This is a genomic window from Aeromicrobium sp. A1-2, from assembly GCF_003443875.1.
Taxonomy (GTDB): domain Bacteria; phylum Actinomycetota; class Actinomycetes; order Propionibacteriales; family Nocardioidaceae; genus Aeromicrobium.
Map to the genome: position 1 here is coordinate 3,056,729 of NZ_CP027482.1, position 14,996 is coordinate 3,071,724.

The window sequence follows — 14,996 nt, forward strand, 5'->3', positions numbered from 1 at the left end:
CGAGCCGAGTGCAACAATGGCCACGAGGACTGTACGTCAGGCGAGAAGTCGCCACAGTTGCCAGGCCAGGACACCCACGCCGAGCACTCGCCGGAACGGAGTGGCTCCGCGCAACAGCTCGTCCAGACCCCACACCACCAGCGCGCCGGAGCCGATCCAGCGCAGCTCGGCATCGCGTCCGTCGTACGGGCTCCAGCGCGCGACCGTGGCGAAGATGAAGACCCAGATCGCGGCATTGGGCGCCTGGAACAGCACGAGTCGGCCCGACCCGTCGCGGAAGAAGGTGGCGGAGTGGCTCACACCGTGATCCTAGGCGTCGATCGACTCACGCACAGATCCAGCGGACGGCTCCTGCTCGAGGTCGTCCTCGTACTGCTTGCCGGAGACACGCGGGATCGCCAGGCCCGCCAGCGCGGCGAGCAGCAGCGCGCCACCGAGCAGTGCGAAACCGGCCGTGTAGCCGATCTCCTTGGGGAAGCCACTGGGCAGGAAGTGCGCCGTGACGATGCTGGCCATGATCGCCGTGCCGATCGAGCCGCCGATCGTACGGATGTTGGCGTTCATGCCGCTGGCGACGCCGGTCTGCTCCGGGGGAACCGCGCCGACGATCAGGCCCGCGAGGCAGGCGAACGCCAGGCCGATGCCCAGGCCGACGATCCCGTTGGACACGTAGACCTGCCACCGCTCGGCGTGGAAGAACGCCAGCATGAACATGCCACCCGAGCCGAGGGCTGCGCCGAACACGACGACGGCCTTGGGACCCACCCGCCGCGCGATCGATGCCGCGATGAGTCCGGCGATGAACGTCGCGATGGCCGACGGCAGCATCAGGATGCCCGAGTCTGTGACGCTCGACCCGAATCCGTAGCCGTTGGCGGTCGGCGTCTGGTTGAACTGCGGGATGAACCCGAACGACGCGTACATGCCGACGCCGACGAGCAGGGCCACGAGGTTCGTCGTCCACACACCCGGCAGGCGCATCATCCGCATGTCGATCAGGGGGGAGGCCGAGCGCTGCTCGACGCGGATCCACGTCACGACTAGGACGGCCGACAGCACCAGGAGCCCAATGGTCCGCGAGGATCCCCAGCCCCACTTGGGCGCCTCGCTGAGCGCGAGAAGGAGGGCGATCAGCCAGGACGACAGCAGCACCGCGGGCAGCAACGAGATGCGGCCCGGCGTACGGACCGGCGACTCCGGCACCAGGAAGACCGCGGCCACGGCGGCGACCAGCGTCACGATGAACGGCAGCCAGAACAGCCAGTGATAGCCCAGTCCGGAGACGATCGGTCCGGCCAGCACGATGCCGGCACCGAAGCCGACGGCCAGCAGCGAGGACACGACGCTCACGGCCCCACCGACCTTGTGGTGGGGGAATTCGTCGCGGATGATGCCGAACGCCAGCGGCAGCACGCCACCGCCGATGCCCTGGATGACCCGGGCGAAGATCAGCACACCGATGCTGGTCGCCAACGCAGCGAGGAGCGAGCCGAGCGACAGCGCGACCAGCGACAGGACGAGCAGGCGCTGCTTGCCGTACGCGTCGCCGAGCCGGCCCATGATCGGCGTGAACACCGACGCCGAGATCAGATAGGCGGTCAGGACCCACGTCACGGTCGTCTGGTCAGTGTTGAGCTGCTGCTCGATCTCGGCCAGCACCGGGACGGTCAAGGACTGCATGAGCGAGTACGACGACACCGCGACGGCAAGGACGACGAAGGTCAGCCAGTAATGCGTGCGTCGGGTCGACGTGGACACAGGGATACTCCAGAGATGTTCTTCGGTTGGGCGCGGACCGAGATCATTGCTCCGCGCAACCAACCATACGGAGTCATCCTCCGGATCGCTATGTCCAGATCACGTGCGTCTGGTCACCCCAGGCTCAGCCTTCAGCGAGCACGACCACCCGGTCGGCCGGGGTGACCGCGAACAGCGCAGACTTCGCCGGGTTGACGTAGACGCCGTACGCCGACTCCGGATCGTCGGACTCCGCCGAGACCCGATAGCCGATCGCGGTCTCACCGCGCCGAGCCGCGGCCTCGGCCTCGTCGCATACGAAAGCGCACCGCCGGCCGTGACGTAGTGCTCGGCGGGTCGCAGAGGCCTTGGTCCGTCCGCTGGCAGCGCTCTGCTTCATCGACCTGACCGTGCGCTGCCGCAGCCGTTGACCAGTACGGCCCATCAGGCGGAGACGAGGTCGTCGAAGATTCGCTTGTCGTGGGCGTTGAGCACGGTGATGCCGTCCTCGTCATTGAGCAGGCGGAGTGCCGCGTGGTTGCCGGTGATCCTCTTGCGGTCCTCGGCCATGGCCGTCTCGAATGCCCGCATCCGGCGGACCTTGGTCAGCGGCGTCCCCGATGGCGAGGTCGCCGCGTACGAGCTCGCGTCGAACACCGCATCGCCGGCATGCACCAGCAGTCCCCGCTCACCCGCGTCGACCGCGACCGCCGCGTGACCGCGTGTGTGACCAGGCATCGGGACGTAGGTGATGCCCGGGAGCACCTCGATGCCGGACAAACCGTGCTTCCACGGGTCGCCGGGCCCGGCGTGCGTCTGGAAGGTCGGCCCGTACGCCCACTGCTTCTGCGCATAGCGCAGCTTGGACGTGAGGTTGGGATTGACGACTGCCCAGTCGTGCTCGTCGGCGGTCGTGTGGATCGTGGCTCCGGGGAAGTCAGCGGCGCCGCCGATGTGATCGAAGTCCATGTGGGTCAGCACGATGTGCGCGACGTCATCGGCGCGAAACCCCAGAGCCTCGATCTGGCCCACTGCCGTTTTGGCATCGTCGCGCTCGGGCCGGAGCATGAGTCGCGCCGGCCCCATGCGCTTGGGGTCGGCGAAGTCGTGCCGGCCCAGCCCGCTGTCGACCAGCACCAGGCCGTCATCGGTCTCGCACAGCAGCACGTGACAGATGACTTCGGACATCGTCGGAGGGTGCATGGATCCGCAGTTCAGGTGGGTGACTCGCATAGGTGAATCCTGTCGGAATTGCCGATGCCGAAAGACCCGAACGCCAATATCCACGCGACCTCATTCGTACGAGCGTGAGCCTTCTCGCGCTACCCTGACCCGTGGCAACCCAGGACGATCGCCCCACGCGGCCATCGCGACCTATTGCCGTCGCCGGGCTTGCTCTCTACTTGACCGCCCTGGCCGTTATCGGGCTCTGGCCGAGGCATGTCGACGAGGCACTCGGGCTCGGTGGCCACTGGTGGTACTCCCCGCTCGAGTTCGGCGCCAACATCGTGCTGTTCGTCCCGCTCGGCATCCTGTCTATGCTGGTCGCCCGGCGTGCCGGATGGCATCGCGTCGCAGCAGCAGCTTTCGCACTGTCGGGAGCGATCGAGCTGGCCCAGGGCTTGGGTCTCCCCGGTCGCACGGGAGCCTGGCAGGACGTCATCGCCAACACGACGGGCGCCGCCCTGGGTGCCGCCGGTGTCTTCGTCGCTCAACGACGCTCGGTGTGTGGGCGCGTGGGGTGACTGATGCGTTGCGTGACTGGTCTCCGGGCCGGGGTCGTCCGCTTGCGGGCTTTCCCGGGCGGCCGCACCGGCTCTCGTAGCGGAGCGAGCTGCTAAGTGCTCACGACGCAAAATGACCAGCCACGTGAGTGGCTGGTCCGGTCGGGTTGTCGGCCTCCGGGCTTTCCCGGACGGCCGCACCGGCTCGCGTAGCGGAGCGAGCTCCTTAGTTCTCACGACGCAAAATGACCAGCCACGTGAGTGACTGGTCATTTTGATCTTTGCTTCTCGCCTTTCGGCGGAGGTGGCGAGATTTGAACTCGCGAGAGGTTTGACCCTCAACCCGCTTAGCAGGCGGGCGCACTAGGCCACTATGCGACACCTCCCCGCTGCCGATCGAAACCGGCAACCGGATCAGGATACCGACCCGGAGGCACAGGAGACGAATCGGGACCATGGTGAGCCTCGAATCAGCTCGGGTCGAACCGCCGATATCCGTTCGCTGAGTTGAGCCCGTCGTAGATCTCCCGGAGCAGCTCACCCGAGCGAGCGCCCACATACGCCAACGGGAACACCAGCACCTGACCATCGCCGCGGTCGATCAGGAGCCTCGTGCCCTCGACGGTGACGTCCTCGATGTCGAGCCACGGGATGTCGACCGGCCGCACGGTCAGCTGGCCACCAACCCGCAGACTCGCAGGATCGAGCCGGACGACCGTGGGCGGGAAGGCGATCGTGCGCAGGCCGTTGAGCAGGGCCAGGACCGCCCCGACGCCGAAGATCCACGCCAGCGCGGCGACGGAGGACAGCACGAACGCGAGCGCCGCCGCGAGTCCGGCAATGATCAGGCTGATGCCGACAGCGGGCAGCGCGAACCGGCGGTCGAGTCGATAGGTCTTCAAGCAGAGGGGGCGGGATTCGAACCCGCGGCTGACATTGCTGCCAGCGAGCGCTTTCAAGGCGCTTCCGATCGGCCGCTCCGGCACCCCTCCTGGGTGGCAGCACCGGAGTGCTGCGCCGCAACGATTATGGCACTACTTCAACGGCGCGAATCGCGGAGGCTCGACCCGCGCGACGGGGGCGACGGCCCGGGACGCACGCGAGGACCGCTCCTTCATGAACTGGCGGCGCAGCGCCAGGCCCACCAGGAGCCCCCGGATGCTCGAGTAGAGAGTCGAGAGCCCGATGTACGTCGGGAAGGCGCCGGGCGTGACCAACGACGTCGTGAGCACGGCGGTGCCGATGACCGCAAAGACCAGGACCCACCACCCCTCACGTCGCTTGGATCGCAGCGAGACGCCCACCAGGAGCGCTGGGAACCCGATGAACACCTCGACGGGTCGCGGCACGCCCTGGAACGTCTGACGGGTCCAGATCACCAGATCGCTCAGCCCCTGGACCACGGACTGCGAGCCGTGCGTGCGGACGAAGCTGCTGTAGGCCAGCACCATGACCACCAGCGCCGCGACGCCCAGCAGGATCGCCAGGTTCTGCCGGCCGAGCCCGTGCAGGCCGGCGCCGAGGTTCCACACCAGGGTGATCGCGAATCCCAGCGAGACCGTCAGCACGATGAGGTTGAATCGTTGGTAGTTGACCGGAGCGTTCCACGCCGCCACGCCGACCGTGCCGCTCAGGGCGACGACCAGGGCCAGGACGTACTCTCCGATGGCGCGCACCAGCGTCTCGGCCGGTCGGGTGACCAGAACCGCCCAGACCGCGGCCAGCACGGCGGTCACTGCGGCCGAAGCGGCCAGCAGCACATTGGCCTCCAGCACCACCGCCAGGACGCCGAGCACCGCCGTCATCGGGAACCAGATCCGCATGTGACCACCGCCGCGGTGAGTCAGCCCGACCGCGAACACGATCATCAGGAGGGCCGCCGACGGACGCTCGACCCAGTTCGGCGTGCCGACCGCGACCACCGACGTCGCCGCACCAGCGGTCCCGAGAAGCCAGGCGATGAACACCAGCAACATCAACGTGCGGGCGGTGCGCGGTGAATCGATGCGCGGCTCGCGAGTCGGGAGGTCGTACTCCGGGGGGACGGAGGCGTCGAGACGACGACGTCCACCCTTGGGGGCGCGGCTCATGATGTGGGGCGGATCCTTCGGTTGGCGAGCGACGGATTGACCTCCCGAGCCTGCGCCAGGTCCTCGGGATCGAGGTTGGCGCGGATGATCTCGGGGGCGGAATCCGCCTCGCCCACGATAGAGCCCCATGCATCGACAACCAAGGAATGACCCGTGTAGCGTGCCCCACCCTGCGCCGCTGCCAGCACGTGAACCGTGTTCTCGATCGCCCGTGCCGCCAGCAGCGTCCGCCAGTGCTCGAGCTTGCGCTCACCGGCGACCCACGCGGCCGGGATCACGATGCTCACGGCGCCAGCATCAACCAGCGCGCGGGCGTGCTCGGGGAACCGCAGGTCGTAGCACGTCATGAGCCCCACCCGCTCTCCCGCGATCTCGACGACGACCGGCGTGATCTCACCGGCCCGGAGGCGCTCGGACTCGCGATAGCCGAACGAGTCGTAGAGATGGATCTTGCGGTACGTGTCGCGCAGCGAGCCGTCAGGCCCCACCACGACCAGGGTGTTGTACGGCAGGCCGTCGGTCTGCTCGAACATCCCGGCCACGATCGTGGTGCCGAGCCGCCGCGCTTCCTGACCGATCAGGTCGACGAACGACCCGTCGAGCGGCTCGGCGACGGCCGCCAGATCCAGGTCCGGCGGGCCGAAGTCGTGCATCGCGGCCTCGGGCAGGACGACCAGGTCGAGACCGTCTTCGGCGGTGAGCGCCGACAGCTGTCCTCGGATCGCGTCCCGGTTGACCGAGGAGTCGATCGCCGAGGTGAGCTGGACCAGTGCGACGTGCATACCGGCCATCCTTTCAGGTGGGACCTCAAAGGATGGCCGGCCGCATCGAGCTAGCGGTGCTGACCGACGCTCGGACGGCGCCGGGTGACCAGCATGGTGCCGGCCGCCACGCCGCTGAGTCCGAGCAGGAGCAGCCACAGCGCCGCGCCGCCGGTGTCGGGCAGCAGCCCGTCCGGCTGCGGAGCCGTGACGGTGGCGTCGGAGACTCCCTGCACACCACCGGCCGAGACGTTGCCGCCCTGGACCGAGGCTGTGTTGACGATCTTGCCGCCGTCCGTCGCAGTGATCTTCGTCGTGATGGTGAACGACGCGGAGTCATCCACCGCCAGCGTCTCGTCGAACACACACGTGATCGTGCGCCCGTCGATGTCGCACGACCAGCCCGCGCCCTTGGCGTTGGTGTAGGACAACCCCTTGGGCAGCTTGTCGACCACCGTGATGGGCCCCGTCGTCTCGGTCGGGCCGATGTTGGTGACGGTGATGTCCCAGACCGCCGTGGTGCCCGTCTGGCTCGTCAGGCTCTTGTCGATCTGGAGCACCGAGCTGCCGGTCACCGGCACGGTGACGGTCGACGTGTTGTTGTCCGGATCGGTGTCGTCCGCCGCCGTGCTGACCGCAGCCGTGTTGGAGACCGTCGGGTACGCCAGGGCACCCACGTCGACGGTCAACGAGATCGCCTCGGTCGCGTCGACGGCGAGATCGCCGTCGCGGGTGCAGGTGACGAGCTGGTCGACCGCAGCGCACTCCCAACCGGTCGCCTCCGCGGAGACGTACGTCAGGCCCGCAGGCAGCTCGTCCGTCACGGTCACGACACCCGGGTCCGCTGTGGGCCCATCGTTGTGGACCGTCAGCGTGTAGGTGCCCTCGGTGCCGACCTCGAGCTCGCCGACGAGCTCCTTGACGACGCTCAGGTCGACCTTGGGCGGCACGACGACATCATCGGTCGCGGCATCGTTGCTGTCGTCGGTGTCCTCGGAGCTCGTGCTGACCGTCGCTTTGTTCTTGACGCCCGGGTAGGCGTCGGCGGTCACCTCGACCACGACGCTGAGCGGCGCGGCGTCGGCGCTGGGTGCCAGCGGGTCGTCGAGCGTGCAGGTGCCCGCATCGTCGCAGGTCCAGCCGTCGCCCTCGGCGCTGACGAAGATCAGCCCGTCGGGCAACGCGTCGGCGAGCTCGACGTCGCGGGCCTCGGAGGGTCCGTCGTTGGTGACGTCGATCGTGAACGTCAGCCGCTCGCCGATCTCGACCGCACCCGTGTGGCTCTTCTTCACCGACAGGTCGACCTCGTCGGTCGGCGTGACGGTGTCGGACGCGACATTGTTGTCCACGGGGTCCGGCGTCACCGATCTCACCGTGACGCCGTTGTCGAGCTTCACGCCCGACGTGTCCGCGGCGATGTCGACCTTCATGTCGAGCGCCGGAGCATCGGCACCCGGAAGCACCGGGCCACCGGAGACCAACGTGCAGACGACCTCCTGGCCGTCGTCGTCGATCTCGGCCGCGACACAGCTCCACGCGTCGTTGGCCGACACGTAGGTCATGCCGACGGGCAGCTGGTCGATCAGCGTGATGGGGCCACGCGCATCCGACGGGCCGTTGTTGTGACCCGTGATCGTGAACGTGAAGTCCGTGCCCGCCACCGGCGTGCCGGTGTGGGACTTCGTGACAGTCAGGTCGGCGTTGGTCGTCGCGGTGACTGTGTCCTCGGCGGTGTTGTCATCGTCGTCGTCGCCCGGTGTCGCGGTGGACACCGTGGCGCTGTTGGTCAGCTCGGTGTCGGCGTCGACGCCGCTGCCCACCTTCGTGACGACCGTGATCGCCGGAGCCTCGCCAGGGGCGAGGTGGGTCCGGGTGCAGCCCAGCGGCGCCTGGTCGCACGTCCAGCCGGTGCCGCTGACCGAGACGACCGTGACACCGGACGGCAACAGGTCCGCGACGGACACGCCATCGGCCGTCGACGGTCCGTCGTTGGTCACCTGGATGGTCCAGGTGATGGAGCCGCCCGCGTCGATCGTCTCCACGTTGGCTGTCTTGGTGATCGAGACATTGGCCTCGTCGTCGATGACGGTGCGGTCCGAGGCCGAGTTGTTGCCTGGCGTCGGGTCGGCGTTTGGGCCGTCGACCGTGACGATGTTGTGCACGACGGCCGGGCCGGCATTGACGCCGACGTCGAACTTCAGCGCCAACGTGAGCGAGCCGCCGTCGACGATGCCGCCGAGGTTCTCGCAGGACACCGTCCCCGCGTCCACGGAGCACGTCCAGCCCGCACCGCTCACGCTGTTGTAGGTCATGCCGGCCGGCACGGTGTCCTCGACCGTGATCAGGCCGGCGGTGTCGGAGGGGCCGTTGTTGGTGACGATGACTGCGTAGGTGATCGGCTCACCCGCCACGGCATTGCCGCGGTGCGCCTTGGTGACCTTGAGGTCTGAGGACAGCTCGGGCGTGTTGACGTCGTCGTCGGTCGAGCCGACCGGGTCCTCGGTCGCCGTCGCGGTCGCCTTGTTGACGATCTCGCCGGTGTAGTCGGACCTGACGTCGACGATGATCTCGACGCTGGTCGCCGCGGCCTCGCCCACGCCGAGCGATCCGTCCAGATCGCAGGTCACGACCTGATCAGTGTTGTCACAGGTCCAGTCGGCGTTGCCGCCGCTGACGAAGGAGAGGTAGTCCGGCAGGGTGTCGGTGATCGCCACACCCGTCGCGGTCGACGGTCCGTTGTTGGACACGTCCAGCACATAGGTCGCCGGGGAGCCGGCCACAGCGGCACCCGGTCCCTTGAGCGTCTTCTGCAGGAACAGGTCTGCGGTGCGCGTCGGGTCGTCGCGCGTCGTCGAAGTGTTGTTGTTCTCGGCGACCTCGCCTGCAGGTTCGGGCGTCGTGCCACTGACCTTGGCGGTGTTGACGACCTCATCGGTCTGCGTCGCGGAGATCTTTGCGTCGATCACGATCTGACTCGCGCTGGCCAGGGCCAGGAGCTTGGCGTCGCGCGTGCAGGTGACGACACCGCCGTCCTCGTCACAGGCCCAGCCCGCGCCGCCGGCGGAGACGTAGGTGGAGCCCGCGGGCAGGGTGTCGGTGACAGTGATGGGAGCCCGCGAGGTCGACGGACCGAGGTTGGTCACGTCGAGGGTCCACGTTGCTTCCTCGCCCGCCGTCACCTCACCGGTCAGCTCCTTGATGATCGACAGGTCGGCGAACGTCTCCGAGACGACCTTGACCGTGTCTTCGTCGTTGTCCGGGTTGGGGTCATAGGTGCGCGCGTCGACCGATGCCCGGTTGACGATGTCGGTACCGGCCGGCAGGTCAGACCTGACGGTGCCCGTCGCGGTCAGCACGGGAGCGTCGGCGTCGGCCGCGAGCGGCCCGGGTCGGGTGCAGGAATAGGTGTCCGTCGCGGCCGAGCAGGTCCAGCCGTTGCCGGTGATCGAGAAGTCCGCGATGCCGGCCGGGATCTGGTCGGTCACCACGATCGGGCCGACCGCAGGATCGTCGCCGGCGTTGCTGACCGCGATCTTCCAGCTGAACGACTCGCCCGCGACGGGTGTGTCGTCAGGGTCGACCGTCTTGACGATCGCCAGATCCGCGGAGTGGATGCGTGCCGTGGCAGAAGCCGGGCCGCCGTGATAGCTGCCCGCACCGCTTGAACCGGCATCCGTCGCATCCTCGGCGGTGACCGAGGCGGTGTTGGTGTGCGCCGTGGCGGAGCCAGCGCCGGCGTCGGTCAGGGCGCCGGTCAGCGGTGTCGCGGTGTAGGTGATGACGATGGTCTTGTCGACCGCTAGACCTGTCGAGGCAAGCCCCGTCCAGGCGATGGTCTGCGGGTTACCCTCGTCATCGGTCGTCGGCGCCATCGGCGCGGCCGCGGCATCGCCGACCTTGACCGTCGCGCTGTTGAACACCCAGTTCTTGGGCAGCAGGTCCGAGACCGCGATGTCATAGGCCGGCGAGTCGCCGTCGCTGGTCACGGCGATCTCGAAGTTCTGCGGAGCACCGACGTAGGAGACGTCGCTGCCGACGACCCGCTTGGCGATCGTGACGTGCGGGAACTTCGGGGTGACCTTCGCGGTCGCCTTCGGTCCGACGTACTCCCGGCCGTCGGCCGGCAGGCTCTCGAACTCGGTGACCTGCGCGGTGTTGGTCAGCGCGGTGCCGGCGAGCGTCGAGCTTGCGGCGAGCCTGGCCTGGTAGGTGAAGGTCGTCGTGCTGCCCGCGCCCGAGGCGGTCAGGACCGCGACGTCCCACGTGATGGTGCGCGAGTCGCTGTCGTACGTGCCGCCACCGGTGATGGTGTCGGTGTCGACGACGACTCCGACCGGCACGACGTCCTCGACCACGACATTGTGCGCGTCGCTGACGTTGGCGCCGCCGGGGTTGGAGGCCGTGACGGAGTAGGTGAACACGTCGCCGGGGGCCGGCGTCGTGCCGACGACCGACTTGGTGATCGCAGTCCTGGGCTCCAGCACCGTGTAGGTGACCGCACCCGAGGTGGCCGTCTTGTCCAGGGCGGTGCCCGCGTTGGCCGGCTCGTCCTTGTTGGTCAGGTTCCACTTGGCGCTCGCGGTGTTCGAGCGGACCTTGCCGATCGTGTTGCACGCGGTCGTGGCGACTGTGGTGCAGTTGTCGACCACCTCGGCGGAGAAGGTGATCGTGACGGTGCGCGCGCGGGCGTCCGACGGGAGGTCGCCGAAGTACCAGCCGACGGTCTGACCGCTGGCGGCCAGAGCCGTGCCGTTGGACGGAGTCGCGCACGCGGTCGTGTCCGCGTAGGTGCAGGTCACCGAGCTGGTCGTCAGGCTCGTCGGGTCAAGACCCGGCGGCAGCGTGTCGATCACCGAGGCGTCGAAGAAGATCGTGCTCGCCGGGAACGTCGCCGAGACGGTGTACTCGGCGCGCTCGCCGACGATCAGGGTCGAGTCCTCGATGGTCTTGGTCACCGTCGCGCCGGGCACCGTGAGCGTCTTGTCATCGGTCGCCGAGAGCACCTGCTCGGTGGCGGAGGTGTTGCCGCCGTCGTTCAACGAGCTGCCCGTGAGGGTCGCGACGTTCTTGTACGCCCGCCCGCCGGCCGCGTCGTTGCCGACCGTGACGGTGTAGGTCAGGGTTGTGGACGCGCCGCCGGCGATGGCGCCGACGGCCCACGTGATCGTCGTGCCGGTGCCGGGCACCGACGCGCACGCATCGCCACTTGCTGAGGCAGCCTGGCTCGCTGCCGCCGGCAGTGACGTGACCGTGAGGCCTGCCGGCACACAGTCGATGACGACGGTGTCGTACAGCGTCGGGCGTGAGGCGGCGTTGGACGCGGTCAGCACGTACTCACGGCTGTCGCCGATGACGGGCTTGGTGTCCTGGACCGGCGGCGTGGTCAGCGTCTTGGTCAGCGCCGGGAGCGGGTGGACCAGCTTGACGGTCGAGGTGGCTTCGACGTCTGGGACGGCGATCAGTCCGCCGAGCAGCGTCTTGCTGCTGAACGTCGCGGTGTTGACCCGGGTGGCGTTCGCGGTCTGGTTGGCCCTGACCTTGGCCACGATGTTGACCTGGAAGACCTGATCTTCGTCGGTTGCGTTGGTCCACGTCGCGGGCAGCGTGAGCGTGCCGTTGGTGGCGTTGAGTGCTGTCGAGGCCGGCAGCGGGTCGGTCGCCGGGGTGGCTCCGGCCGCAGAGTAGCCCGCGGTCGCGCTGACGAAGTCGAGGTTGTTGGGCAGCGGATCGGTCAGGACCCCGTTGTAGACCGTGGTGCGCGCCGGGATCGTGGCCCGGATCGCGTACGTGACGGTCTCGCCCGGCACCGCATCGCTGGCGCCGTTGTTGGTCTCGTTGACCGAGGTCGTGTTGGCCTTGGCCAGCTTCACGGGCGGGAGCTTGACGAAGGCCGTGTCGCTCGCGACCGGCGCGTCGACCAGGTCGGCGTCCAGGTCGCTCTTGATGTTGTCGGCCGGGTAGTGGCTCGCGGACACGTCGGCCAGGTTCGTCGGGGTCGTGTAGGTCTGGACCGCGGCGACGTTCAGGTAGGTCGTGTCGACGCTCGTGTTGGTCGGGATTGTGACGTCGTACGTCACCGAGTCGGTGGCACCGGCGGCGATCGGACCCGGCAGGGTCCACACGATCGCACTCAGCGTGTCATTGCCGGCGAAGGTCGGGTGCCCCGGCACATCGGCCGGATCGGTGCAGACTCCGCCATCGGTGATCACCGCGACGTCGTCACACGTGAACCCGGGCGGGAGGACGTCCCAGACTGCGATGTCGGAGACCGGGATCGCGTTGCCGTTGGCCGCCGTGCCGAGGTTCTCGACCTCGACCTTGTAGCGCACGACGTCGCCGTGCTTGACGATCTGGCTGTCGGCGTAGACCCCGAGCGGGTCGGTCTTCGCCACGGTCTTGCTGATGCCGACCGGGGTCACCGGTGGCGTCTGGAAGTCAACCTTGTCGCGCAGGGAGGAGACCCGGCCGGCGCGGTTGGTCCAGCGCAGCTTGGCCAGGTTGCCCTGCACGTCGACGACAGCCTTGTCGTTGCTCTGCACGATCGCGCTGAGCCGGAAGGCGAAGACGTCGCCCTTCTCGACATAGCGCGCGTCGCCCAGGACCTCACCCGGACGGAAGGAGGCGGAGCCGTCGGCGAACGCGGTGTCGATCGTCGCCGGGTCGACCGTGAACTGCGCAGTGTTGACTCCGGCCACGAGCTCGAACGAGCCGGGCTCATAGGCGAGGTTGTCCGGCAGGTAGTCCGTGATGACGGGCTTTCGAGTCGAGGTGCTGGTCGGGAACGTGACCCGGACCTGGAAGCACACCCGCGAGCCGATCGTGAACGGGTCGTCGCCGGGCTCGGCCTGCGTGTTCCGCCAGTTGCCGTCGGCCGGGTCGGCCGACCACGTGTCGTCGTCGCACGAGTGGGGGGCGGCGGTGTTCTTGAGGATCCGTTTGTCCAGCAGCGGCGCGTCCGACACCAGGGTCGCCGACGAGGTGTCCTTGACGGCCTGGGTGCCGGTCTCGGAGGTGTCGCCGATGGGTCTCGTCGTGCCGGTCAGTGCGACCCGGTTGGTGAACGTGTCACCGGCCGCGGTCTCCTCGGGGTCGCCGTTGTACGTCGTGCGCATACGCACCTTGTGGCTGATCGTGACCGACGCGTTGGCGGCGCTGAGATCGAACGCCTTGAACGTGACGACGAAGACGCCGTCCACGAAGTCGACGGTCTGGATCGCATCATTGCCGCCGGTGCCCGGCTCGCAGGAACCGGTGGCCGCCGCAGTGGCCGTCGACGTGTAGGTCGTCCCCGGAGCATCAGACGGGCACAGGCCGTCGGGCAGGGTGTCGACCAGCACGATGTCCGAGCCGTCGGTGTATTCGCTGGTCCGCACGAGGAGGTCGAACTGGGCCTCGTCGCCCTGACTGAACTTGTTGGAGTCCTTGATCGACTTGGCGACCGCGATGTCCTCGGACGTGACGGTCTCGGTAGCCTTGTCACTGACCGGGACGTTGGAGTCACCGGCGACGTTCGGGCCCTGGTAGAGGCCGCTGGCCACTGCTCGGTTGGTGTACGCGATCTCGCCGCCGGTCTCCCGGGTCGAGCTGCCGGTGTTGTTGTCGAGGTTGGCGGTCGAGACGAATCCCGAGCCGGCCGGCATCGCGTTCTCCAGAAGCGGGATGCCCGCCGCATAGGTGATCGTGTAGGTGTCGCCAGCAGCCAGATCGGCCGGCAGACGCCACTCGACGCGCGTGTAGACGCCAGCCGGGTAGCCGGTGGGCAGATTGCTGTCGACCGTCGTGACCGAGAAGGCAGTCAGGCAGTCGGGGACCGCAGGCGTGCCGTCGAGACCACCCGAATTCGTGTATTCCTCTGCCGCGCTGTTGTCGACCTGTCCGCAGCCCAGGAACTCCAGCCCCGCCGGGATGTAGTCGACGACCACGATCGTGTCGGTCGGGTTCACGCCGTTGTTGGTGACCTCGAGGCTGTACGTCGTGGTGCGGTCGTGCACGCCGCGCACCAGCTCGGCCTCCGAGCTCGGCTCGGTCTTCTTCAGCGAGATCGCGGTGACGGCCGTCGTGGCGGTGCCGCCGGCCTGGCTGATGTCGCTGTTGGCGATGAAGTCGCCCTGGGGGGTGAACTTGGCGAGCGTCCGCTCGTCGCCACTGGCGTAGCCGGTCGCCGAGTTGGTGACCTCCGAACCGACCGGGTAGGCGATCGGATCGGGCTTGACCTGATAGGTCAGCGTCACGTCGGACCCGTCGGGCAGATCAGCGACATTGCTCCAGATCAGGATCGTCCGACCGGTCGGATCACCCGCGGCGTCGACCTCGGGAATCTGCTTGGGGGCGTCGAGTCCTGCGGGGGCGGAGGTCGACACGTACTCGACGTCGGCCGGCAGGACATCACGGAACGTCAGGTTGTACTGGAAGTCGCTGTCACCGTCGTCGGCCGGATTGCTGGCCTTGATCGAGTAGGTCACCGGCGAGCCGACGAGCACCGTCGCGGGCGCCGACTTGTCCACCGTGATGCTGACCGGTGCCGCGGATGCGGGAGCCGACGTCGTGACGACAGCCAGTCCGCTCAACGCCAGCACCGCGGCCACAGCGACCGTCAGCCGCCGTCCGCCGGGAAAAAACGTGCGCCGCGTACGGCGCGCAAAAATAACCCCTGTTTGGCTCATGCCATCAACTCCCGAGAACTA

At 68.2% G+C, this 14,996-nt stretch carries 9 protein-coding genes and 2 tRNA genes; 1 reads left to right on the forward strand and 10 read right to left on the reverse strand.

The genetic code is table 11. The features are described from left to right. Positions 1–36: 36 nt before the first annotated feature. The 4 genes from C6I20_RS15045 to C6I20_RS15060 form a co-directional block, all read right to left on the reverse strand. Positions 37–300 carry a hypothetical protein gene (locus C6I20_RS15045; protein ID WP_118397448.1) on the reverse strand — a complete coding sequence of 88 codons (264 nt, stop codon included), beginning with the start codon at positions 298–300 and terminating at the stop codon, positions 37–39. Positions 301–309: 9 nt separating this feature from the next. After that, complete coding sequence (locus tag C6I20_RS15050) at positions 310–1,758, reverse strand: MFS transporter (protein ID WP_118397450.1); 1,449 nt, start codon at positions 1,756–1,758, stop codon at positions 310–312. A 124-nt stretch (positions 1,759–1,882) separates the two neighbouring features. Then, positions 1,883–2,137: a hypothetical protein gene (locus C6I20_RS15055; RefSeq protein ID WP_162891360.1), complete on the reverse strand. Its 255-nt coding sequence runs from the start codon at positions 2,135–2,137 to the stop codon at positions 1,883–1,885. A 44-nt stretch (positions 2,138–2,181) separates the two neighbouring features. Beyond that, entirely contained in the window at positions 2,182–2,925 is a 744-nt protein-coding gene (locus tag C6I20_RS15060; RefSeq protein WP_216822909.1) for an MBL fold metallo-hydrolase, read from the reverse strand. A gap of 215 nt (positions 2,926–3,140) precedes the next feature. On the opposite strand from C6I20_RS15060, the gene C6I20_RS15065 reads away from it, so the two are divergent. Continuing rightward, entirely contained in the window at positions 3,141–3,482 is a 342-nt protein-coding gene (locus tag C6I20_RS15065) for a VanZ family protein (RefSeq protein WP_162891361.1), read from the forward strand. Between the two features lie 278 nt (positions 3,483–3,760). Here C6I20_RS15065 and C6I20_RS15070 read toward each other — a convergent pair. The 6 genes from C6I20_RS15070 to C6I20_RS15095 form a co-directional block, all read right to left on the reverse strand. Continuing rightward, positions 3,761–3,847 (reverse strand) — tRNA-Ser (locus C6I20_RS15070). An 84-nt stretch (positions 3,848–3,931) separates the two neighbouring features. Then, positions 3,932–4,363 (reverse strand): hypothetical protein, encoded by a 432-nt coding sequence (locus C6I20_RS15075; protein ID WP_118397461.1) that lies wholly within the window; start codon positions 4,361–4,363, stop codon positions 3,932–3,934. A 1-nt stretch (position 4,364) separates the two neighbouring features. Beyond that, positions 4,365–4,453, reverse strand: a tRNA-Ser gene (locus C6I20_RS15080). A 42-nt stretch (positions 4,454–4,495) separates the two neighbouring features. Then, a complete protein-coding gene (locus C6I20_RS15085) occupies positions 4,496–5,551 on the reverse strand; it encodes a hypothetical protein (RefSeq protein ID WP_118397464.1) in 1,056 nt (351 codons plus the stop codon). After that, entirely contained in the window at positions 5,548–6,333 is a 786-nt protein-coding gene (locus tag C6I20_RS15090; RefSeq protein WP_118397467.1) for a carbon-nitrogen hydrolase family protein, read from the reverse strand. Before C6I20_RS15090 ends, C6I20_RS15085 begins: the two co-directional genes overlap by 4 nt. A 50-nt stretch (positions 6,334–6,383) precedes the next feature. Beyond that, a complete protein-coding gene (locus C6I20_RS15095) occupies positions 6,384–14,975 on the reverse strand; it encodes an isopeptide-forming domain-containing fimbrial protein (RefSeq protein WP_118397470.1) in 8,592 nt (2,863 codons plus the stop codon). Between the last annotated feature and the right edge of the window lie 21 nt (positions 14,976–14,996).